The 22,832-nt window shown below is 70.9% G+C and carries 17 protein-coding genes; 15 read left to right on the top strand and 2 right to left on the bottom strand.

Translation table 11 applies throughout. The features are described from left to right. Positions 1 to 32 precede the first annotated feature (32 nt). On the bottom strand, positions 33 to 1,835 hold the full coding sequence (locus tag ACFYW8_RS28820) for a glycoside hydrolase family 15 protein (protein ID WP_365876954.1): 1,803 nt from the start codon (positions 1,833 to 1,835) through the stop codon (positions 33 to 35). Positions 1,836 to 2,373: 538 nt separating this feature from the next. Between ACFYW8_RS28820 and ACFYW8_RS28815 the strand changes: the two genes are divergently transcribed. From ACFYW8_RS28815 to ACFYW8_RS28745, 15 genes are all read left to right on the top strand, one after another. Beyond that, positions 2,374 to 4,041 carry a CTP synthase gene (locus tag ACFYW8_RS28815; protein WP_365876952.1) on the top strand — a complete coding sequence of 556 codons (1,668 nt, stop codon included), beginning with the start codon at positions 2,374 to 2,376 and terminating at the stop codon, positions 4,039 to 4,041. Between the two features lie 118 nt (positions 4,042 to 4,159). Then, positions 4,160 to 4,786 carry an NUDIX domain-containing protein gene (locus ACFYW8_RS28810; RefSeq protein ID WP_389082652.1) on the top strand — a complete coding sequence of 209 codons (627 nt, stop codon included), beginning with the start codon at positions 4,160 to 4,162 and terminating at the stop codon, positions 4,784 to 4,786. A gap of 250 nt (positions 4,787 to 5,036) precedes the next feature. Further along, positions 5,037 to 7,118 carry a tetratricopeptide repeat protein gene (locus tag ACFYW8_RS28805; protein WP_389082647.1) on the top strand — a complete coding sequence of 694 codons (2,082 nt, stop codon included), beginning with the start codon at positions 5,037 to 5,039 and terminating at the stop codon, positions 7,116 to 7,118. A gap of 162 nt (positions 7,119 to 7,280) precedes the next feature. Continuing rightward, the gene (ald, locus tag ACFYW8_RS28800) at positions 7,281 to 8,405 is read left to right on the top strand and encodes an alanine dehydrogenase (RefSeq protein WP_365876910.1); all 1,125 of its coding nucleotides are present in this window, start codon (positions 7,281 to 7,283) and stop codon (positions 8,403 to 8,405) included. A 423-nt stretch (positions 8,406 to 8,828) separates the two neighbouring features. Next, positions 8,829 to 9,956, top strand: coding sequence for a ParA family protein (locus ACFYW8_RS28795; RefSeq protein WP_365876908.1), 1,128 nt, complete (start codon positions 8,829 to 8,831; stop codon positions 9,954 to 9,956). After that, entirely contained in the window at positions 9,941 to 10,519 is a 579-nt protein-coding gene (locus tag ACFYW8_RS28790; RefSeq protein WP_365876906.1) for a hypothetical protein, read from the top strand. Before ACFYW8_RS28795 ends, ACFYW8_RS28790 begins: the two co-directional genes overlap by 16 nt. 561 nt (positions 10,520 to 11,080) lie before the next feature. Next, entirely contained in the window at positions 11,081 to 12,181 is a 1,101-nt protein-coding gene (locus tag ACFYW8_RS28785; RefSeq protein WP_389082638.1) for a segregation/condensation protein A, read from the top strand. After that, positions 12,178 to 12,834 carry an SMC-Scp complex subunit ScpB gene (gene scpB / locus ACFYW8_RS28780; protein WP_389082633.1) on the top strand — a complete coding sequence of 219 codons (657 nt, stop codon included), beginning with the start codon at positions 12,178 to 12,180 and terminating at the stop codon, positions 12,832 to 12,834. Before ACFYW8_RS28785 ends, scpB begins: the two co-directional genes overlap by 4 nt. Continuing rightward, a complete protein-coding gene (locus tag ACFYW8_RS28775; RefSeq protein WP_389082628.1) occupies positions 12,834 to 14,099 on the top strand; it encodes a pseudouridine synthase in 1,266 nt (421 codons plus the stop codon). Before scpB ends, ACFYW8_RS28775 begins: the two co-directional genes overlap by 1 nt. A gap of 209 nt (positions 14,100 to 14,308) precedes the next feature. Beyond that, positions 14,309 to 14,932, top strand: coding sequence for a sigma-70 family RNA polymerase sigma factor (locus ACFYW8_RS28770; protein WP_389082623.1), 624 nt, complete (start codon positions 14,309 to 14,311; stop codon positions 14,930 to 14,932). Positions 14,933 to 15,092: 160 nt separating this feature from the next. Then, positions 15,093 to 15,839, top strand: a complete 747-nt coding sequence (locus tag ACFYW8_RS28765; protein WP_389082618.1) for a nucleotidyltransferase domain-containing protein — start codon at positions 15,093 to 15,095, stop codon at positions 15,837 to 15,839. A gap of 1,082 nt (positions 15,840 to 16,921) precedes the next feature. Further along, positions 16,922 to 18,886, top strand: coding sequence for a HelD family protein (locus ACFYW8_RS28760; protein ID WP_389082615.1), 1,965 nt, complete (start codon positions 16,922 to 16,924; stop codon positions 18,884 to 18,886). A gap of 485 nt (positions 18,887 to 19,371) precedes the next feature. Next, positions 19,372 to 20,115, top strand: a complete 744-nt coding sequence (locus ACFYW8_RS28755) for an NUDIX domain-containing protein (protein ID WP_389082612.1) — start codon at positions 19,372 to 19,374, stop codon at positions 20,113 to 20,115. A gap of 11 nt (positions 20,116 to 20,126) precedes the next feature. Then, positions 20,127 to 21,149, top strand: a complete 1,023-nt coding sequence (locus ACFYW8_RS28750; RefSeq protein ID WP_389082607.1) for an ADP-ribosylglycohydrolase family protein — start codon at positions 20,127 to 20,129, stop codon at positions 21,147 to 21,149. Positions 21,150 to 21,152: 3 nt separating this feature from the next. Then, entirely contained in the window at positions 21,153 to 22,007 is an 855-nt protein-coding gene (locus ACFYW8_RS28745; RefSeq protein WP_389082603.1) for a DNA polymerase beta superfamily protein, read from the top strand. Here ACFYW8_RS28745 and ACFYW8_RS28740 read toward each other — a convergent pair. Further along, complete coding sequence (locus tag ACFYW8_RS28740; RefSeq protein ID WP_389082598.1) at positions 21,975 to 22,826, bottom strand: DNA polymerase beta superfamily protein; 852 nt, start codon at positions 22,824 to 22,826, stop codon at positions 21,975 to 21,977. The genes ACFYW8_RS28745 and ACFYW8_RS28740 overlap by 33 nt on opposite strands. Between the last annotated feature and the right edge of the window lie 6 nt (positions 22,827 to 22,832).

Below are 22,832 nucleotides of genomic sequence, written 5' to 3'. Positions count from 1 at the left end.
GCCGTACCCCGGGCGCCCGATCCGGGGCGGGCTCAGCCGCCGTACGCGCCGCTCGCGGTCAGCCGCAGGGCCGTGTCGATCAGCGGAACGTGGCTGAAGGCCTGCGGGAAGTTCCCGACCTGGCGCTGCAGGCGCGGGTCCCACTCCTCTGCCAGCAGCCCGAGGTCGTTGCGCAGGGCCAGCAGCCGCTCGAAGAGCTTGCGGGCCTCGTCGACCCGGCCGATCATCGCGAGGTCGTCGGCCATCCAGAACGAGCAGGCGAGGAAGGCGCCCTCGTCGCCCTCCAGACCGTCCACGCCCGCGTCCTCACCGGAGGTCGGATAGCGCAGGATGAAGCCGTCCGAGGTGGACAGCTCCCGCTGGATCGCCTCGATGGTGCCGATCACCCGCTTGTCGTCCGGCGGCAGGAAGCCCATCTGCGGGATGAGCAGCAGCGAGGCGTCGAGTTCCTTCGAGCCGTACGACTGGGTGAACGTGTTCCGGTCCTTGTCGTAGCCCTTCTCGCACACGTCCCGGTGGATGTCGTCGCGCAGTTCGCGCCACTTCTCCAGCGGGCCGTCCGCGTCCCCGGACTCGACGAGCTTGATGGTGCGGTCGACGGCGACCCAGGCCATCACCTTGGAGTGCACGAAGTGCCGCCGCGGGCCCCGGACTTCCCAGATTCCCTCGTCCGGCTGGTCCCAGTGGTCCTCCAGGTAGCGGATCAGCTTCAACTGGAGCAGCGAGGCGTAGTCGTTGCGGGACAGGCCCGTCATGTGGGCCAGGTGCAGGGCCTCGGTGACCTCGCCGTAGACGTCCAGCTGGAGCTGGTGCGCGGCGCCGTTGCCGACCCGGACGGGCGCCGAACCCTCGTACCCGGGAAGCCAGTCGAGCTCGGCCTCGCCCAACTCCCGTTCCCCCGCGATGCCGTACATGATCTGCAGGTTCTCGGGGTCGCCCGCGACCGCGCGCAGCAGCCACTCGCGCCAGGCGCGGGCCTCCTCGCGGTAGCCCGTGCGCAGCAGCGAAGAGAGGGTGATGGCCGCGTCGCGCAGCCAGGTGTAGCGGTAGTCCCAGTTGCGTACGCCGCCGATCTCCTCCGGGAGGGAGGTGGTGGGCGCGGCGACGATGCCACCCGTGGGCGCGTACGTCAGGGCCTTCAGTGTGATCAGGGAGCGGACGACCGCCTCGCGGTAGGGGCCGTGGTACGTGCACTGGTCGACCCAGTCGCGCCAGAACTCCTCGGTCGCCTCCAGGGACTGCTCCGGTTCGGGCAGCGCGGGCGGCTGCTTGTGCGAGGGCTCCCACGAGATGGTGAACGCGATCCGGTCGCCCGGCGCCACCGTGAAGTCGGCGTACGTCGTCAGATCCTTGCCGTACGTCTCGCAGTCCGTGTCGAACCAGACCGAGTCGGGTCCGGCGACCGCGACCGTGCGCCCCTCGTGCCGGTGCACCCAGGGCACCACACGGCCGTACGAGAAACGCATCCGCAGCGCGGAGCGCATCGGCACCCGGCCGGTGACGCCCTCGACGATCCGGATCAGCTGCGGCGCGCCGTCACGCGGGGGCATGAAATCGGTCACCCGGACCGTGCCGCGCGGAGTGTCCCACTCGGATTCGAGGATCAGCGAGTCGCCGCGGTACCGGCGGCGACTCGCGGTGGGAGGCTGGGCGTCGGCCGCGTGCGCGGGCCCCAGCCGCCAGAATCCGTGTTCCTCCGTACCCAGCAGTCCCGCGAAGATGGCATGGGAGTCGAAGCGGGGCAGGCACAGCCAGTCGACTGTGCCGTCCCGGCAGACCAGCGCTGCTGTCTGCATGTCTCCGATGAGTGCGTAGTCCTCGATGCGCCCGGCCACGTGCATCTCCAGTCGAACGGCCACGTCGCCCCTTCGCGGGGCGGTCGCTCTTGCGGTCAAAGGGAACGTAGGTACTGCGGAACGGTAGGCAATGGGATGGTCGATACCTGCGGAACGTCGATGATGGAGGACGTCCGTCGTGCGTCGCTGCGAAACGTCAGTTGTCGGTGCGATGGGCGATGCGATTGTCGTCTCGAAACGAACTGACAGGCCCTCTTTGTTCCGGATACGTGCGGGATGGTGCCGTGTGCCGGAAGGCTCGGCAGCGAGTGTCCGAGCAGGATACGACGCACGTGGAAGATCCGCGTGCTGCTCCGGGCAACCCGGCTGAGCCGATCGAGTGAGCGGTGTGCGAGCTGCGTGCCCGGGTGTGCGCGGAGCGTGGCCGGAAGCGGCCTCGTCGTGTCGCTGATACCCTGGTAGCCCGTGGACCGGTGGGCAAGAAACCCCCGAACCGCAGCGACGGCACCCCCGGAAATCTCCGGGCCCCACGCCGGCACGCACCCCAGACCGCGACCACGGGAGCCCCCTCTTGGCCATGCCGCCCAGTGCTTTTCGAAACAGCACAGCCACGACGACCAAGCACATCTTCGTCACCGGGGGTGTCGCTTCCTCCCTCGGCAAGGGACTGACCGCCTCCAGCCTGGGCGCGCTGCTCAAGGCGCGGGGTCTGCGGGTCACGATGCAGAAGCTCGACCCGTACCTGAACGTCGACCCCGGCACCATGAACCCGTTCCAGCACGGCGAGGTGTTCGTCACCAACGACGGCGCCGAGACGGACCTGGACATCGGGCACTACGAGCGCTTCCTCGACGTGGACCTGGACGGCTCGGCCAACGTGACCACCGGCCAGGTGTACTCCACCGTCATCGCCAAGGAGCGGCGCGGCGAGTACCTCGGTGACACCGTGCAGGTCATCCCGCACATCACCAACGAGATCAAGCACCGCATCCGCCGTATGGCCGCCGACGACGTCGACGTCGTCATCACCGAGGTCGGCGGCACGGTCGGCGACATCGAGTCGCTGCCCTTCCTGGAGACGGTCCGCCAGGTCCGTCACGAGGTCGGCCGCGACAACGTGTTCGTCGTGCACATCTCGCTCCTCCCGTACATCGGCCCGTCGGGCGAGCTGAAGACCAAGCCGACGCAGCACTCGGTCGCCGCGCTGCGCAACATCGGTATCCAGCCGGACGCGATCGTGCTGCGGGCCGACCGCGAGGTGCCCACCGCCATCAAGCGCAAGATCTCGCTGATGTGCGACGTCGACGAGGCCGCCGTGGTCGCCGCGATCGACGCCAAGTCGATCTACGACATCCCGAAGGTCCTGCACACCGAGGGCCTGGACGCCTACGTCGTGCGCAAGCTGGACCTGCCGTTCCGCGACGTGGACTGGACGACCTGGGACGACCTGCTCGACCGCGTCCACAACCCGGTCCACGAGATCACCATGGCGCTCGTCGGCAAGTACATCGACCTGCCCGACGCCTACCTCTCGGTCACCGAGGCGCTGCGCGCCGGCGGTTTCGCGAACAAGGCCCGCGTCAAGATCAAGTGGGTCACCTCGGACGACTGCAAGACCCCCGCGGGCGCTGCCAAGCAGCTCGGCGACGTCGACGCGATCTGTATCCCCGGCGGCTTCGGCGACCGCGGTGTGTCCGGCAAGGTCGGCGCGATCCAGTACGCCCGCGAGAACAAGATCCCGCTGCTCGGTCTCTGTCTGGGCCTGCAGTGCATCGTGATCGAGGCCGCGCGGAACCTGGCCGACATCCCCGACGCCAACTCCACCGAGTTCGACTCCGGCACCGGCCACCCGGTCATCTCCACGATGGCCGAGCAGCTCGACATCGTGGCGGGCGAGGGCGACATGGGCGGCACCATGCGCCTGGGCATGTATCCGGCCAAGCTCGCCGAGGGGTCGATCGTGCGCGAGGTGTACGACGGCAAGGAGTACGTCGAGGAGCGGCACCGCCACCGCTACGAGGTGAACAACGCCTACCGCGCCGAGCTGGAGAAGAAGGCCGGTCTGCAGTTCTCCGGCACCTCCCCGGACGGCAAGCTCGTCGAGTACGTCGAGTACCCGCGCGATGTCCACCCGTACCTGGTCGCGACGCAGGCGCACCCCGAGCTGCGCTCCCGCCCGACCCGGCCGCACCCGCTCTTCGCGGGCCTGGTCAAGGCCGCGGTGGCACGCAAGACGGGCAAGTAAGACCAGGTAACACCAGGTTGTACGGTGACCGGGGTGCGGGTCCGCGGGTTCTCCCGCCGGGCGCGTGCCCCGGATCCGTCACCGGACCGGACTCTTCTTGCGTGTGGGAGGACAGGCCATGACGATCAAGGACACCCCCGAGGAGTGGGAGGTCCGGGCGACCGAGACCCCCTTCAAGGGCAACAAGACCTCGGTGCGCACCGACGACGTGGTCATGCCCGACGGATCGGTCGCCCGCCGCGACTACCAGGTCCACCCGGGCTCCGTGGCCGTGCTCGCCCTGGACTCCGAGGACCGTGTCCTGGTCCTGCGCCAGTACCGCCACCCGGTGCGCCAGAAGCTGTGGGAGATCCCGGCGGGCCTGCTCGACATCCCCGGCGAGAACCCGCTGCACGCCGCCCAGCGCGAGCTCTACGAAGAGGCGCACGTCAAGGCGGAGAGCTGGCGCGTGCTGACCGACGTCTACACGACGCCCGGCGGCTGCGACGAGGCCATCCGGATCTTCCTGGCCCGCGATCTCTCCGAGGCGCAGGGCGAGCGGTTCGAGGTCGAGGACGAGGAGGCCGACATGGAGCTGGCCCGCGTCCCCCTCGGCGAACTCGTCCGAGGCGTGCTCGCCGGCGATCTGCACAACAACTGCCTCGCCGTGGGCGTCCTCTCGCTCGTCGCCGCACGGCAGGGCGACGGACTCGACGCGCTGCGCGCGGCCGAGGCGCCGTGGCCCGCACGCCCCTTCGAGGTCTGACCCCCGTACCCGAAGCGCTCCTCGGGCGGTCCGGTTCCGCCTACATGACGCTTCCGGCGTCCCGGCGCCCCACCTCGGACGGGGCGTGTACGCCCGTCCGAGGGTGCCGGTCCTACGATCGGCTGATCCGATCGGGGGACGTCCCCGCCGCGCTCCGCCCGGATCGTCGCAGAGCGTGAACTAGGCTCTGGAAACGCCCGAACCGGAGTCCCGGCGGGCTTGCGCGTGCAGTGGAACGGGAGCGTGGCCCGTGGCGGATCAGGTGGTGGACGACGGCGGCACCAAGGTGTCGGCCAAGGGGCAGCGCCCGGCTGCCGGGTCCGCTCCTACGAAGGGTCAGTTCCTGGGCCGTGCAAGAGAGTTGAAGGAACTCCGGGCGGACATCGAGCGGGCGGGCCTCGACACCATCGCGGGCCGCAAGGCCCCGCGGGCCCGGGTGCTGCTCATCGCGGGCAAGCCCGGCTCCGGCCGCACCGCGCTCGCCGCTCAACTCGCCGCGCAGGTCGCCGAGAGTTACCCCGACGGCACACTGCGCGCCAAGCTCACCGAACCCGACGGCACGCCGGTCCCCACCGAGGACACCGCGCGGGAACTGCTCACCGCCCTCGGACTGTCCACGCCCCCCGGAGCCGACGCCGACGACCTCGGCGAGCGGTTGCGCGAGGCCCTCGCGATCCGCCGGGCGGTGCTCCTGCTCGACGACGCGGCCGACGCCGAACAGGTCGACGCGCTGCTGCCCGACTCCCCGGACTGCCTGGTCATCGCCGTGTCGGGCGGCCCACTGACCGGAATCGCGGACGTCCGCCCTTGCACCCTCGGCGGTCTCGACACCAAGTCCGCCCTCGAACTCCTCGACCACTTCACCGGCTCGGTGCGCATCACCGTCGACCCGCTCGCCGCCGAAGGGCTGGTCGAACTGTGCGCGGGCCAGCCCACCGCGCTGGTGCTGGCCGGCGGCTGGCTCGCCGCGCGCCCCGCCTCCGCCGTCGCCGACCTCGCCAAGCAGCTGCGCACCGAGGGGGAGGACGGCACCCCGCTGGCCCGCGTCTTCCGCCTCTCGTACGCCTCCCTGCCGAGCACCGCCGCGCGGATACTGCGACTGCTCTCGCTGGCCCCCGCGGGCCTCGTCGACCCCCACACCGCCTCCGCGCTGGCCGGCTGCTCGGTCCAGGCGGCGCACACCTCGCTGGACGAGTTCGTCGCCCTCGGCCTGCTGCGGGCGATTCCCTCGCCGCTGCCGCGGTACGAGGTCCCCGGCTGCTTCCAGCCACTGCTCCGGGCACTCGTCGACACCCATGACCGGCCCGCCGAGGTGCAGCTCGCCCGCGCCCGGATGCTGGAGCGGACCGTGCGACTCCTGGTGTCCTGCCGCGCCATCACCGAGACCGACAGCTCGCCGGCCCGCGAGAAGCTCGCCGGAATGCCGCGTGCCCTGCGCTTCTCCAGCCCCCGGGCGGCCGAGGACTGGCTGCGGGTCCGGCTGCCCGCACTGCTCGCCTCGGCCCGGCTGGCGGTCGCCGACGGGGAGCTGGACACCCTCGCCCGCCGGCTGATGGCCGCCCTGGTGCGGGCGATGGTCGCCCATTTCGGCACCCGGGCCGCGGCGTCCGAGCTGTACGGGATCCACCGGCTCGTCCTGGACGTCGCCGAACGCCGGAACCTGCCACGCGAGAAGGCCGCGGCCCTGCTCAACCTGGCCGACCTGGACGCGCAGACCGGCCGCGGCAGCGACGCCCTCGCCCGCTACCGCGCCGCGCTCGACGCCGGACGCGAGGCGAACGACCCGTACGCGACCGGCCGCGCGATGGAATCCGTAGGCGGTGCCCACCAGGAGCTCGGGGACTACGACCGGGCCGCCGACTGGTACGGCAGGGCGCTCGCCCAGCGGCTCGCCCGGGACGAGCGCGTGGACGCCGCCCGGCTGTACGGGCGCCTCGCCACCGCGCACACCTACGCGGGCCGCTACGGCGAGGCGCAGGTCAACTGGCGCGCCGCGGTCGCCGGGCACCGCAAGAACGGTGATGTCGCCTCCCAGGCAAGGGCGTTGAGCGAGATGGCGCGCGTCCAGGAGTACGCGGGGCGGCCCGAGGAGTCACTGCGTACCTGCCAGGAGGCGGTCGAATGGGCGCGTCGCGCGGACGACGTACGCCTGCAGGCCGCGCTCCAGCTCAGGCTGGCCGACACCCTGGACCGGCTAGGCGACCCGGCTGCCGCCCGGCTGCACCGCGCGGCGGCCGAGCGCATGCTGGGAGATGAGCTCCCGGAGAGCGCATCCAGCATGGAACACGACGCTAACGCCTACGAAATCCGCAGTGCATCCACTGAAGATTGATGCATTGAAAGGCTAGACACAGAGAACCCCTTCATTAGACTGGCTCCGCCGCGTTCTTCCGTGGTGTCTCCCGGTGTGCTCCCGTACGTCGGGTATGACATGCATTGCCTGGCTTGCATCGCCTCGGCATGCATAGCCCCAGAGCCCTCTGAGTCAAGGACCGTGATCGACGTGAAGGTCGGCATCCCCCGCGAGGTCAAGAACAACGAGTTCCGGGTGGCCATCACCCCCGCCGGAGTGCACGAGCTCGTGCGCCACGGCCACCAGGTCTTCGTCGAGCAGAACGCCGGTGTCGGCTCCTCGATCACGGACGAGGAGTACGTCTTCGCCGGTGCGCAGATCCTGCCCACCGCCGACGAGGTCTGGGCCGTCGCCGACCTGCTGCTGAAGGTCAAGGAGCCCATCGCGGAGGAGTACCACCGCCTCCGCAAGGACCAGACCCTCTTCACCTACCTGCACCTGGCCGCGTCCAAGGAGTGCACGGACGCCCTCCTGGAGTCCGGCACCACGGCGATCGCGTACGAGACCGTCGAGCTGCCGAGCCGCGCGCTGCCGCTGCTCGCCCCGATGTCCGAGGTCGCGGGCCGGCTCGCCCCGCAGGTCGGCGCCTACCACCTGATGCGCGCCAACGGCGGCCGCGGTGTCCTGCCCGGCGGTGTCCCCGGGGTGCTGGCGGCCAAGGCCGTCGTCATCGGCGGCGGGGTCTCCGGCTGGAACGCCGCGCAGATCGCCATCGGCATGGGCTTCCACGTGACGCTGCTCGACCGCGACATCAACAAGCTCAAGGAAGCGGACAAGATCTTCGGCACGAAGATCCAGACCGTCGTCTCCAACTCCTTCGAGCTGGAGAAGGCCTGCCTCGAGGCCGACCTCGTCATCGGCGCCGTGCTGATCCCCGGCGCCAAGGCTCCGAAGCTGGTCACCAACGAGCTCGTCTCGCGGATGAAGGCCGGGAGTGTCCTTGTCGACATCGCGATCGACCAGGGCGGCTGCTTCGAGGACTCGCGTCCCACCACGCACGCCGAGCCGACCTTCCCGGTCCACAACTCGGTCTTCTACTGCGTCGCCAACATGCCCGGCGCGGTGCCCAACACCTCGACGTACGCACTGACCAACGCCACGCTGCCGTACATCGTCGAGCTCGCCGACCGGGGCTGGGTCGAGGCGCTGCGCCGTGACAACGCGCTGGCCAAGGGTCTCAACACGCATGACGGCAAGGTCGTTTACCGCGAGGTCGCCGAGTCCCACGGGCTGGAGCACGTCGAGCTGGAGAGCCTGCTCGGCTGAGTTCCCGGTGGCCCCGGAAGTCGACATCGCGGCCGACTCCGGGCCGACAAAAGGCGATACGTCAACACAGGTCGTCAACACCGCTCACCCGGCCGGACCTTGCCAGACAAGGTCCGGCCGGGTGTGTGTCGGGTCACTTTGCGACACTCGTTCAACTCGCCACGAACATAACTCTTCAACCGATTCGCACACCGGTGAAACCTGCCGTGCGACGGCCTTACGCCCTTGACAGAGGGGTGTTCGGTTGCCGACACATCGGGTCGGGTCCGGCGGATTGTGTTGCTGCGGACCGGTGACACGCCATAGAGTCGCCAACCGTCGGCATGGTGCCACGCTGACCTATCGAGAAGTTTCCTGGTCACCAAGGAGGTAAGACGACTTGTGAATGAGTCGACATTTACTCCCGGGGGTGGTCAACCAGGAATGCCGGCGCGGGGCCAGAGCCCCACGGGGCTCGAGGCTGTCGGCTCCGTCGCTGTCCGCACCTTCGCAGCCCATCAGAGTCCCCGGATGACTCAGACAGCACACCCGAGCATGGATGGCCATCACGTGAACGCCATGGCCGGCAACGGAAGTGGCGAGAACCACACCCACTTCGCCGACTACGACGAACTGCCCGAGGGGCACTTCTACGACCCCGACGCCGAGTACGAGCCCGATCCGGAGTACGCGGCCACGCTCGCGCCCGACGCGGCCCGTCAGCGCCGTGAGCGCATCGGCCCGACGGGGCGCCCGCTGCCGTACTTCCCGATCCCGGGTCCGCTGACCAGTCACGGCCCCGCGACGATCATCGCGATGTGCAACCAGAAGGGCGGCGTGGGCAAGACCACGTCGACCATCAACCTGGGAGCCGCGCTCGCGGAGTACGGACGCCGGGTGCTGCTCGTCGACTTCGACCCGCAGGGCGCGCTGTCCGTGGGTCTCGGCGTCAACCCGATGGAGCTCGACCTCACCGTCTACAACCTGCTCATGGAGCGGGGCATGGCGGCCGACGAGGTGCTCCTGAAGACGGCGGTCCCGAACATGGACCTGCTGCCCAGCAACATCGACCTGTCCGCCGCCGAAGTGCAGCTGGTGAGCGAGGTCGCCCGCGAGTCCACGCTGCAGCGCGCCCTGAAGCCGCTGCTGGCCGACTACGACTACATCGTGATCGACTGTCAGCCCTCCCTCGGCCTGCTCACCGTGAACGCGCTGACCGCGGCCCACAAGGTGATCGTGCCGCTGGAGTGCGAGTTCTTCGCGCTGCGCGGTGTCGCGCTGCTCACCGAGACCATCGAGAAGGTCCAGGAGCGGCTCAACCCCGAGCTGGAGCTGGACGGCATCCTCGCCACGATGTACGACTCCCGCACGGTGCACAGCCGTGAGGTGCTCGCGCGCGTCGTCGAGGCCTTCGACGATCACGTCTACCACACCGTGATCGGCCGGACCGTCCGCTTCCCGGAGACCACGGTCGCCGGTGAGCCGATCACCACCTACGCCTCCAACTCCGTCGGCGCCGCCGCCTATCGCCAGCTCGCCAGGGAGGTGCTCGCCCGGTGTCACGCCGAGTGAGTCTGCCGGGGGCCGACGAACTGTTCCGTACCACCGGGGGCATGGCGCTCCAGTCGTCCACCCCCAACCGCCGGACCAACGGCGAGGCCAGGGTGCCGGCTCCGGCCGGCGAGAGCGACGCCGCGGCCGGGGAGGACGCGCCCCAGTCGGTGCCCGTCCAGGGCGGTGACGGGGAGGGCGACGAACATGTCGCCGCCGGCGCCGAGTCGTCCGACGCGGGAGAGTCCCGCAGCCGGGGCGCGGCCCCGGACCGCTCGGGGCGGCGCCAGCCGGCGCAGGAAGGGTCTGCCGCCCCCTCCACGTCCGTGCAGTCGTCCCGCAAGCGGGGGCGTGCCGCGAACCGCAGGCCCAGCGGGCGGGAGCGGCACGACGAGAAGATCACCGTGTACGTGTCCGCCGAGGAGCTGATGGACCTCGAACACGCGCGCCTGGTGCTCCGCGGGGAACACGGCCTCGCCGTCGACCGCGGGCGGATCGTCCGCGAGGCGGTCGCCGTGGTCCTCGCCGATCTGGAATCCCGCGGGGACGCGAGCATTCTCGTACGACGGCTGCGCGGGCGGTAGCGGTAGCCTTCGACGGCTATGACCTCGAACGTCCCGCCCCCGTCCGCCGCCTCCGGCGGCCGTCGGCGTGCGCTGGGGCGTGGTCCGGGGACCGCGCCGGCACCGGCCGGGACGCCGTCCGGGCCGCCGGGCCCGTCCGCCGAACCGCCGAAGGCCCCCGCCGAACCTCCCGGGACGCCCCGGGAGGACGCCGAGGAGCCCGGGGGAACCGAGACGCCGTCCGGGCCGCCCCGAATGCCTGGAGGCGGCACTGAGCCGTCCGTGACGCCCGCGGGGCCGCCGGAGCGATCGGCGGCGGCCGGAGAGGTGACCGAGCCCGCCGGGGCGCCCCCGGCATCATCGGCACCCCCGAAGCCCACCGAGCGGCGAGGGAAGCCCGCCGAGCCCTCCGGGACGCTCCGTGAGGGCGCCGAGGGGTCCGGGGGACCCGAGACACCGCCCGAGCCCTCCGAGGCGCCCACGGAGGCGTCTGGGCCGTCGGTGGGGCCAAGGACGCCGGAGGGTCTGCCTGAGGCGGTCACGGAGGCGTCTGGGCCGTTCGCCGGGTCCGGGACGCCGGTCATGCCCTCCGGGGTCCCCAAAGAGGGCGCCGAACCGGCCGCGGTGTCCGCGGGGCCGGTCGAGGTGGCCGCGGCCGCGGCGGTCACCTCGCCGGGTGCCGTTTCCGCGGACGTGTCCGCGCCGTCCGCCTCGCCAGGCACGCCCGTCGAGCGGTCGGCGACGCCAGGAAAGGCGTCCGGACCGGCCACGGGGCCCGAACCCACGGGGTCCGAACCCACGCGGCCCGGAGCGGCCCCCGAGGGCTCCGAGGCCGCTCCCGCCGACTCCGCCGACGGTGTCTTCAAGGTGCGGCTCTCGAATTTCGAGGGCCCCTTCGACCTGCTGCTCCAGCTGATCTCCAAGCACAAGCTCGACGTCACGGAAGTGGCGCTCTCCAAGGTCACCGACGAGTTCATGGCGCACATCCGGGCGATGGGCCCGGACTGGGACCTCGACCAGACCACCGAGTTCCTGGTCGTCGCGGCGACGCTGCTCGACCTGAAGGCGGCCCGGCTGCTGCCGACCGCCGAGGTCGAGGACGAGGCCGATCTCGCCCTCCTGGAGGCCAGGGACCTGCTGTTCGCGCGGCTGCTCCAGTACCGCGCGTACAAACAGATCGCGGACATCTTCAACGCGCGCCTCGAAGAGGAGGCCCGCCGCTACCCCCGGACCGTCGGCCTGGAGGCGCAGTACGCCGAGCTGCTGCCCGAGGTCGTGATCAGCATCGGGGCGGAGGGGTTCGCGAAGCTCGCCGTGAAGGCGATGCAGCCGAAACCCAAGCCCCAGGTGTACGTCGACCACATCCACGCGCCGCTCGTCAGCGTGCAGGAGCAGGCCCGGATCGTGGTGGCGCGACTCCGGGAACTCGGCGAGGCCAGCTTCCGCTCGCTCGTCGAGGACACCGACGACACCCTCACCGTGGTCGCCCGTTTCCTGGCCCTGCTGGAGCTCTACCGGGAGAAGGTCGTCGCCCTGGACCAGGAGGAGGCCCTAGGGGACCTCATGGTGCGCTGGACGGGCGGGGAGGGCGACGACCGGCCGCGGGTGACCGACGAGTTCGACCGGCCCCCGGAAGCGGTGAAGGAAGAGACCGGGCGCGGGACCAAGGAGGAGAAGGCGTGAGCGAGGAGACCACCGACACCCCCGCGGGGCCGCGCACCGTCGCCGACCTCGATCTCCGGCCCGCCCTGGAGGCCGTCCTGATGGTGGTGGACGAGCCGGCCACCGAGGAACACCTCGCCAAGATCCTGGAGCGGCCCAGACGGCAGATCGCGGACGCGCTGCGCGCACTGGCCGACGAGTACACCGTCCAGGGCCGCGGTTTCGAGCTCAGACTGATCGCGGGCGGCTGGCGCTTCTACTCGCGTCCGGCGTACGCGAGCGCCGTCGAACGCTTCGTCCTGGACGGTCAGCAGGCCCGTCTCACCCAGGCGGCCCTGGAGACGCTCGCCGTCGTCGCGTACCGCCAGCCGGTGAACAGATCAAGGGTCTCGGCGGTCCGCGGAGTCAACTGTGACGGCGTGATGCGCACCCTCCTCCAGCGCGGTCTGGTCGAGGAGGCGGGCACGGAACCCGAAACAGGTGCGATCCTGTACACGACGACGAACTACTTCCTGGAGCGAATGGGCCTGCGCGGTCTGGACGAGCTCCCGGAGCTCGCGCCCTTCCTCCCCGAGGCGGACGCGATCGAGGCCGAGACGCTGGAAGGGGTCCCGTCGTTCGATCCGGATGCACCGGATGCAGATGCAGACGACACGACGACGACGGAACTTTGATGCGAAGCAGTGGCAGTGGTAGTGGCAAGAACAGCGGGCGCGGCAACCCGCGGGGAACCGGCGGGAGCAGTGGTTCGCGCGGGAGCGGTGGAGGCGCTGGCTCCCGGGGGACCGGTGGCGGCGCCGGCTCCCGCGGGACCGGTGGCGGCGGCTCCCGGGGGACCGGCGGCGGCGGCCCGCGTGGCAGCGGCAGCTCGCGCGGAACCGGCGGGAGCGGCACGCGCGGAACCGGTGGGAGCGGCTCCCAGCCGAGGAGCGCGGCGGCAGGACGCGACGACCAGCCGAAGCGTCCCAGCAAGCCCCGTCCCGAGGAGCGCCGCTACGACGTAGGCCCCGGGGGCACGCATGAAGGCCCCAAGTCCGGGCGCGGAGCCTCGGCGCGCGGTGGTGCCAAGGGCGGCCCCAAGCAGGGCCAGCAGCGCGGCGGCCGTACGGAGCCCGCGCGTTCCCGTGAGTACGAGACCCGGACCGAGGAGCGCAACCGCGACCGGTACGCGGGCAAGCCGGACATCAAGCTGCCCAAGACCTTCCCGGGTGCCGAGGAGGAGGGCGAGCGCCTGCAGAAGATCCTCGCGCGAGCGGGCTACGGCTCCCGGCGGGCCTGCGAGGAGCTGGTCGATCAGGCCAGGGTCGAGGTCAACGGCCAGATCGTCCTGGAGCAGGGGCTGCGCGTCGACACGGAGAAGGACGAGATCAAGGTCGACGGGCTGACCGTCGCGACGCAGTCGTACCAGTTCTTCTCGCTGAACAAGCCGGCCGGTGTCGTCTCCACGATGGAGGACAACGAGGGCCGCCAGTGCCTCGGCGACTACGTGACGAACCGCGAGACGCGGCTCTTCCACGTGGGCCGGCTCGACACCGAGACCGAGGGTGTCATCCTGCTCACCAACCACGGCGAGCTGGCGCACCGCCTGACCCACCCGAAGTACGGCGTGAAGAAGGTCTACCTCGCGCACGTCGTCGGCCCGATCCCGCGCGACCTGGGCAAGCGGCTGAAGGACGGCATCCAGCTGGAGGACGGGTACGCCAAGGCGGACCACTTCCGTGTCGTCGAGCAGACCGGCAAGAACTACCTCGTCGAGGTGACCCTGCACGAGGGCCGCAAGCACATCGTGCGCCGCATGCTCGCCGAGGCCGGTTTCCCGGTCGACAAGCTCGTGCGCGTCTCCTTCGGTCCGATCACCCTGGGCGACCAGAAGTCGGGCTGGCTGCGCCGCCTGTCGAACACCGAGGTCGGCATGCTCATGGCCGAGGTCGGTCTCTAACCCCGGAAGCCCCGCGGCTGACCCCGGAGTCCCTCTGGGGTGATCCGGGAGCCCCGCGGCTCTCGCGGCCCGCGGACGCTCCACGCATACGACGGCCGGTCCCGGAACTTCTCCGGGGCCGGCCGATTCGTTTTCGCGCCCGCCGGTCTGTACCGGTGAACGGACCACCGGTGGGCCGGCGCGCCCCGGTTCGAGCGAAGGAAGCGGCGATGACCGCGACGTCGGACCGCGACGAGCGTGTCAGGCTGACCGCCCCGTACCGGCGGGAGGTGCTCGCCCACTGCTACCGCATGCTCGGCTCGGCCGACGACGCCGAGGACCTCGTGCAGGAGACGTATCTGCGGGCCTGGCGGTCCTACGAGGGATACCGGGGATACCGGGGATACTCGGGCCGGGCTTCCCTGCGCACCTGGTTCTACCGGATCGCCGCCAACGCGTGTCTGACGGCCCTGGAGGGGCGGGGGCGCCTCCGCTGCCCACCAGGCCCCCGCGGGCCGGGAGACGCGCCCGAGGAGCCTCTGCGGGCCCCCGTGACGGACATCCCCTGGCTCCAGGCGCTGCCGGACGGGCTCGTCGACCCGGCGACCGTCGTCGCGGCGCGCGGAAGCCCGCGGCTCGCACTGGTCACCGCGCCGCAGAACCTGCCCGCGCGGCAGCGGGCCGTGCTCATCCTGCGGGACGTGCCGGCCTGGCGGGCCTCCGAGGTGGCCGCCCTGCCCGACACGTCGACCGCGGCGGTCGAGCGCACCCTCCAGCGCGCGCGTGCCCGGCCCGACGAGGTCGGGCCGGAGGAGGACCTGGTGGCCGAGCCGGGCACGCGGCCGACTGCGTGAGGGGTAGCGCACTGGTGGAGATCGTTGTTCGGCTGGTCTGTATCCGTGCTCCGCATCCGTGCTCCGCGCTCTCGGATCCGTGACGGTCCGTGGCGGTCGAGCCGGTGGGAACGGAAAACCCAGTCGCTGTCGACACCAGGTTCCTGAAACCCTGACCGGCATGACCCCGGACCCCGTCGACCAGGCTCGACGTCTTGCGTGTGACCGTTTTCCCGATGCGCTCGTCGTGATCCTCGCCGGGTCGACGGCCGCGGGGCGGGCCACTGCGAGCAGTGACCTGGACATCGCGGTGCTCGTCGGGGACGGTGGCGAGACCTGCCGGGAGACGATCCGGTTCGAGGGACGTGTCGTGGAGCTCTTCATCCACACTCGCGCCGGTCTCGCGGATCTTTTCGCCGCGGACGTAGCTGCACGTCGCGCGGTCCTGCAGAGCATGTATGCCACCGGTCTCGTCCTGGTCGACACGAATGGTGAGGCCGGACGCGCCCGTGCCCTGGCCGATGCGGACCTCCGTGATGGTCCGCCGGCGCTGGAAGCGGAGACGGTCGAGACGAAGAGGTACGGACTGACGGACGCGCTGGATGATCTCGCCGACGCCGGCGACGAGATCGAGCGCCTCGCGGTGGCCGGGTTCGTTCTCAACGCCGCGGCCGATCTGCTCTGCGACTACCACCACGCGTGGATCGGCGGCGGGAAGTGGCTGCCGCGGCGTCTTCTGGAGGCGGACGCGGAGCGTGGGGCCGCCCTGCTCGAAGGGCACCTGCACCTGTGCAGATCGGGAGACCCAGGACTCATGATCGACGCGGCTTCCGGGATCCTCGACCTGGTCGGCGGGCCTCTTCGCGAGGGCTATCGCAGGACCTGGCGCGGTGTCATCGAATCGGTTGGTGCTGCCTCCGGGCGTTGACGGGCTGAGGCCGGTGACGGCCGGTGGCTGTCGCGTGTGGTCGCCGGGGGCGTAGTACTTCCAGGTTTCGCGGCTTCGGTGGCGTGGCCTCGGCGTGGACCGAGTGGTAGACCTGCTCCTCGAAGACGACCGAGGCCCCGATCCCGGCCTCGTCCAGCACCAGGTTCTGACGGTCGGTCGACTGCTGATCGGTCGACACGAGCTTTCAGACCGGATTGGTCATGTCGGCCATGCCGCTCCCCGTTGTGGTGGTCGCATTCGACCCTGGCTGTCAGCAAACCCTGCCTGTCATCAGCCGTCATCGGATCCGATGGGATCGGCTCCGCCGCCGCGCCCTGGAAAGCCGGGTTCATTGGACGCCCGCCGCGCCTGTCGCCATTCGTTCCTTTGACGACGTCAAAGACGCGGAGGCCGAAGATCGGCGATTCCGGTTTGGGCAGGGCGGGGTGGGGCCGGATTGGACGGTCCGGGCACGGGCGTGCCTGCCGCCGGGCGGCGCGGCGGCGAACGGGGTGAGAGTTCACCGATCCGTTCTCCGGGTCGGCCGCGACCGACGGCGGCGTGGTGCTGCGGTCCCGAGACGGGGCCGTCGGCACGGGTCGGGCAGTGGTGGACCGGTAGAGGGCTTAACCCGGTCTGTGCTCGTCCCCTCGGTCGCGTCGCCGGACGAAGCGACCGGATGCCCCCTGGCGGCGAGCTCGATGGAGCCGGTCGCCTTGCCGGATCTTCCCCCTTTCCCCGAGCCCGGCAAAACATCGTCGGCATCCAAGGGCGGGCTCGCCATAAGGCAGGCAGGCGGGCATCGGAAGCGCAATTGGCGATATACGGAACGGCGGAATGCGCGGTACGCAATACGGTCAGCCGCCATGGATTCAGCCGCAGGGTCATGGCTCACCAGGTAAGTCAAGACTTACCTTTAGGGAACTTTGACCGTATGGTGTGGCTCGAATCGAAGGAGCCCCCTGTTGTCGAAAATGAATGATCCCGCTGTGCGTGCGGTTGAATCGGAGCGGGATTATGTGTCCTCCTTATATGAGTTGCTCACCGAGCGGCTTTCCGAGGCGCGAGTACACCGAGCGAGTGTGCTGAAGGCCCCGGCGGAAAGCGCCGGTGAGGCATACGAGAGAGAAATCGCCGCCGAGCGTCTGGCCAAAGAAATCGGCCGGCTGGAGGGCGCCGAAAGGGGGCTGGTCTTCGGGCGCATCGACTGGACGGACGGCACGGCCCTGCGCATCGGGCGGATCGGACTGCATACGGAGGGGGATGACCTGCCTCTGCTCCTGGACTGGCGCGCGAACGCGGCGCGGCCCTTCTACGAGGCGACACCGGTCCACCCGATGGGCCTGCGGCGGCGCCGGCACCTGCGCCTCAAGGAGCGCACGGTCATCTCGGTGAGCGACGAACTGCTGGACGGGACCGCCCCGACCGACGAGGACGTCGTGGGGGACGGCCCGCTGACCGAGGCCCTGTCGGCACGGCGTACGGGCAGGATGCACGCGGCCGTCGCGACGCTGCAGGCCGAGCAGGACGAGATCGTCCGCTCCGCCCACCGCGGGGTGACCGTGGTGCAGGGCGGGCCCGGCACCGGCAAGACGGTGGTCGCCCTGCACCGGGCGGCCTACGTCCTGTACGCGTTCCCGCGCGCCGCGGAGGAGGGTGTCCTGGTGGTGGGCCCGAACGCCCGGTTCCTCGACTACATCTCCCAGGTCCTTCCCTCGCTCGGAGAGAACGACGTCGTTCTGGCGACCTGCCGGGAACTGGCCGGAGTGTCCGCGGACGCGGTGGACCCGTTCGATACGGCGCGCCTCAAGGGCGGCTCCGACTTCGCCGACGCCTTGGCCGGCTTGCTGCGCGTCCACCAAGCCCCCGCCGGTGACTTCACCGTGCGGGTCGGAAAGGAACTGGTTCACCTGTCCGGCGAGGACGTCGCCACGGCACGCGACGCCGCCGTGGCAGCCGCACTGGGGCACAACCCCGCGCGCCAGGTGTTCAAAGAGCTCTTGGTCGACGCCGTCGCCGACGCGATGCAACGAGACATGGGCGACCTCCTGGAGCAGATCGACGCCGATGCCGAAAGGATGACGGGCATCAACCTCGACCGGTTCACGGGAGCCGCCCAGCGCCGTGCCGAAGGTGCGGCCGACTCGGGTCCCGCCCACGAGCTGGACCTGGACGCCATCCGAGCGGATCTCCTCGTCGACGCCGGCGTCGACCGAGCGGTCGAGGTGTTGTGGCCGCGGCTGGTACCCGGTGACCTCGTGAAGGCGCTCCTGGCGAACGCCGGCGCTCTCGCCGAGCGCCTGCCCCGCCTGACCGCGCAGGAGCGGTCCCTTCTGCTGCGCGGTCCGGACGACCCGTGGACCGATGCCGATGTGCCGTTGCTGGACGAGGCGGCGAGCCTGGTCGACGGGCCCCCCGAGCAGACGTACGGGCACGTCGTCGTCGACGAGGCGCAGGAACTGACCGCCATGCAGTGGCGGATGATCGTCCGCCGCTGCCCGGCAAGGGCGATGACGCTGGTGGGTGACTTCGCCCAGGCAGGCCCGGTCGCGACAGCGCGCGACTGGAAGGAAGCGCTGAGCCCGCACGTCGGACCGCGGTTCAAACTGCACAACCTGACTGTCAGTTACCGCACCACGCAGGAGATCCTGGAGAGCGTCCGGGACCTGCTCACGCGGATCGCTCCGGACCAGAAGCCCACACGGTCACTGCGAAGCGGTGAGAGCCCTCGCACCGTGACCACACCTCCGGACGGGTTGGTCACCGCCGTCGTTCAGGAACTCCGCGCCCAGAACACCGCGCACCCGGGCGAGCTTCTGGGAGTGATCTGCGCGGACACCAGGGTGAGCGAGCTGACGGCCCGGCGCATCGCTCACCACGCACGCATCGTGCCGGCGTCCGAAGCACGCGGCCTGGAATTCGACGGGGTCGTCGTCCTGGACCCCGAGGAGATCATCACGGCCCGCCCCGGTGGGGAAAGGGACTTGTACGTAGCCCTGACCCGGGCCACCAAGCGCCTCTGCACCATCACCGTCCAGCCCGCCTGACGACTCGGCGCCCGCGTCGTCGCCGCGGGCGCACCCGGCGCGGTACTGACACCGGCCCGCGCGCACGGGGCTGCTCGCCGCCTCACCGCTCGTGGCCGCACCCGGCCTGGTCCAGACCGGCCGTGTTCACGCGCTACGGGGACTACGGCTCGGCGGACGACTCGGTCGACGGCTGTGGTCCGGCGTTGTGGGTCCCGGCGGGAGTCGCAGCCGCCGGAGCGCTCGTGGCCGCCCTCGCTCCGGCGCGCGCTCGGGCGCAGGAACCGGACGTGCACGCTGCCGAGGTCCCGCGGCCGGAGGCGTCGTGCGCCCGGGTCCGGCGACCGGCCCGTCCTCCACCGCACCCGCGGGAAGGGCCGCCAGATCTCCCGTCCCGGCTTCGGGAAGCCGCAACTTCCCTGGCCGGGAATCTTGTTGACACCCTCACGCCTCCTTTATAGTCGCACTGACCATGGTCAGGCTGACCATAAAGAGAGGGTGCGAGGGTGGCGACAGGGGAAAGCCGTGCGCCGGGGGGCGCGGCACCCGAGGGCTACGACAAGTACGCCTTCGAGCCCTTCGCCGTCACCGTCGACCTGGCCGTCCTGACGGTGCGCGCGGGCGCGCTCCAGGTGCTGCTGATCGAGCGGGGCCGGGAACCGTACGCCGGCCGCTGGGCCCTGCCCGGCGGCTTCGTGCTGCCCCGCGAGTCGGCGGAGGCGGCGGCCCGGCGTGAACTCGCCGAGGAGACCGGTCTGTCGGACGTCTCGGGACTCCATCTGGAACAGCTGCGCACCTACAGCGAACCCGACCGCGACCCCCGCATGCGGGTCGTCTCCGTCGCGTTCGCCGCGCTGCTGCCCGACGCTCCCGAACCGCACGGCGGCGGTGACGCGGCGCAGGCGCAGTGGCTGCGCTTCAACGCGCTCGGCCCGCTCGCCTTCGATCACGACCGGATCCTCGCGGACGCCCACGAACGCGTGGGCGCCAAACTGGAGTACTCCTGTCTCGCCACGTCCTTCTGCCCGCCCGAGTTCACCCTCGGAGAGCTGCAGCAGGTCTACGAGACGGTGTGGGGCACCGCGCTCGACCGGCCCAACTTCCGGCGCAAGGTCCTCGCCACACCCGGATTCGTCGAACAGGTCCCCGGCGCCGTGCGTCTCACCGGCGGCCGCGGCAAACCCGCCGCCCTCTACCGCGCGGGCGGCGCCAAGGTTCTGCACCCACCCCTGCTGCGTCCCACCTCGTAAGGATGGCCCCGATGACCAGCACGACCCTAGCGAAGCGCGCCGCCACCGGTTCCCTCATAGGCCTGGCCCTCGGCGACGCGCTCGGGTTCCCCACCGAGTTCAACACCGTGCCCGAGATCCTCGAAAAGTGCGGCCCCTGGCGGCAGATGGCGCTGCCCAGGCCCGCGATCGTCACCGACGACACCCAGATGACGCTGGCGCTGGCGAAGGGGCTGCGCACCGCCATGGACAGCGGTCTGCTCGGCCCGCTGCGGATGGAACGGCCGGTGCGCGAGGAGTTCGTGGACTGGTACCTGTCGCCGGAGAACAACCGCGCGCCCGGCCGCACCTGCCTCGTCGCCTGCAACCTCCTCAAGGACGACAGACTCCGCTGGCAGGAGGCGAGCCAGACCGGCTCCAAGGGCTGCGGCGCCAACATGCGCGTGGCACCCGTCGGACTCGTCGGCGGGCTCAGTGACGAACAGCGCGCGGGCGCCGCGCAGCTCCAGGCCGCGCTCACCCACGGCCACCCCACCGCGCTCGCCGCTTCGGACCTCACCGCGCACGCCGTCCGGCTGCTCAGCCAGGGCGTCGAACCGGCGGCCCTGATCGGCCTGCTGCTCTCGTACGCGCACGAGAACCGGCACCACTACCACTCCCGCTGGCTCGGCGACCTGTGGACCTTCTGTCATGACGCCACACCGGAGCAGTACATCTCCCGCGGCTGGGACGAGTGCATCGCCGTCCTGGACAACCTCCGGAACGCCCTGCGCACCGCCTCTCCCGAGGACGACCCCTGCCTCGCCACCGGCGCCGGCTGGATCGCCGAGGAGGCACTCGCCACCGGCCTGCTGTGCTTCCTGATGTTCGCCGACGAACCCGTCACGGCGCTGCGCCGGGCCGCCTGCACCTCGGGCGACTCCGACTCCATCGCCTGCCTGACCGGGGCGTTCGCCGGGGCCCACCACGGCTCGGAGGCCTGGCCGACGGCCTGGGCCGACCGCATCGAGTACCAGAGCGACCTCATGTCGCTGGGGGCGCTCTGGGATGCTTGAGGGATGACAGACCTCCTCGGTACCGGTACCGACCTGACGAGCGTGGTGGGCGAACAGCCCGACCCCGTGCTCTTCGCCACCGTCTCCGGGGCACACCTGTACGGCTTCCCCTCGCGCGACTCCGACGTCGACCTGCGCGGCGTCCATCTGCTGCCGACGGCCGACCTCGTCGGACTGCGCGAACCGGAGGAGACCCGGTCCCGCATGTGGTGGGAGAGCGGCGTCGAGATGGACCTGGTCACCCACGACCTGCGCAAGTTCGTACGGCTGATGCTGCGGCGCAACGGCTACGTGCTGGAGCAGTTGCTCTCGCCGCTGGTCGTGCACACCGGAGACGAGCACCGTGAACTGATCTCGCTCGCCCCGGGGGTCCTCACCCGCCATCACGCCCACCACTACCGGGGGTTCGCGACCACCCAGTGGCGGTTGTTCGAGAAGAGCGGCGAACTCAAGCCGCTGCTCTACACGTTCCGTGTGCTGCTCACCGGCGTCCACCTCATGCGCAGTGGCGAGGTGCAGGCCGATCTGCCCACGCTGGCCGGGCAGATCGAGTCCCCCGCGTATCTGCCGGACCTGATCGCCGCGAAGGCGGAGCGGGAGCACGGGGCCGCGGACGTCCCGCGCGCACGCGTGGCGGAGGACGTGGAGCGGCTGCACAGGCTCCTCGACGAGGCGCAGGACGCCTCGGCGCTGCCGGACGCCCCCTCCGCGTACGACGCTCTGCACGCCTTCGTGGTCAGGGTCCGGCTGGACGGTGTCCGGGGAGGCCAGGACGGTGTCCGGGGTCCGGCGGGCTTCCCGGGTCCGGTGGGTGGCCGGGAAGGTCTACCGGCCTCCGGCGGTGTCCCGGAGCGCTGAGGCACGGCGGACCCGGACCAGGAAGTCCTCCACGCGCGCGTGGTCCGGCTCGGACGGGAGCGGGCTGTGGGCGGCAGCCGCGTCGGTCTCCGCCGCCAGCCGGGACATCCAGCGCTCGAACTCGGCCCAGGACACCTCGCCCCGCTTCACTGCGAGCAGCGGCTCGCGCTGCTCCAGGACGTCGACCGTCAGGACCCCGGTGCGCAGCAGGTCGCGCGAGCTCATCAGCAGGCGCAGCAGATGCATGGCGTGCTTCCAGCGCGGGGCGCCGTACTTGCGGACGTCGGCCTCCAGCTTCTTGTGCTGGCCCAGCGCGTAGCGGGCGAACGTCTCGTGCGCCTGGCGGGAGAGGAACGCCTGACGGAGGGACAGGAGTTCGCGCCCGGTGTCGTCGACGTGCTCGACGAGCGGGGAGTGCAGACACTCCAGGATGTTCGGGTTGGCGCGCAGCGCGAGCGTGCAGAACCGCTCCAGCTCCCAGCTGAACTGCTCCTCCGCCGGGCCCTCGACATGCGTCGGCGGCTTCTCGAATCGCCAGAACAGCGCCGTCGGGGCGAGGAAGACGCCCCGGCGGTCCGTGTCGCTGCCGTCCGTGGCCAGCCCGAAGGCACGTGACCCCATCACGCAGGAGTAGACCGTGTGGTCCCGGACCAGCGAGACCGCGGAGGCCGAGATCTCCGAGGCCGGGATCCCAGGGGCCGAGAGCTCGGACGCCGAGACCGCAGGCGCGGGCGACACGGGGGGCACCTCCGGTGCCGGGGGCGCCGTGGATGCCTCGGATGCCGGGAACGTCTGGGGTGCGGGAAGCTCGGAACGCATGCCTGG

It is taken from the genome of Streptomyces sp. NPDC002742, from assembly GCF_042888885.1.
Classification (GTDB): Bacteria; Actinomycetota; Actinomycetes; order Streptomycetales; family Streptomycetaceae; genus Streptomyces.
Note: the sequence above shows the minus strand (reverse complement) of the source record. Positions and strands in the feature narration are given on the sequence as shown.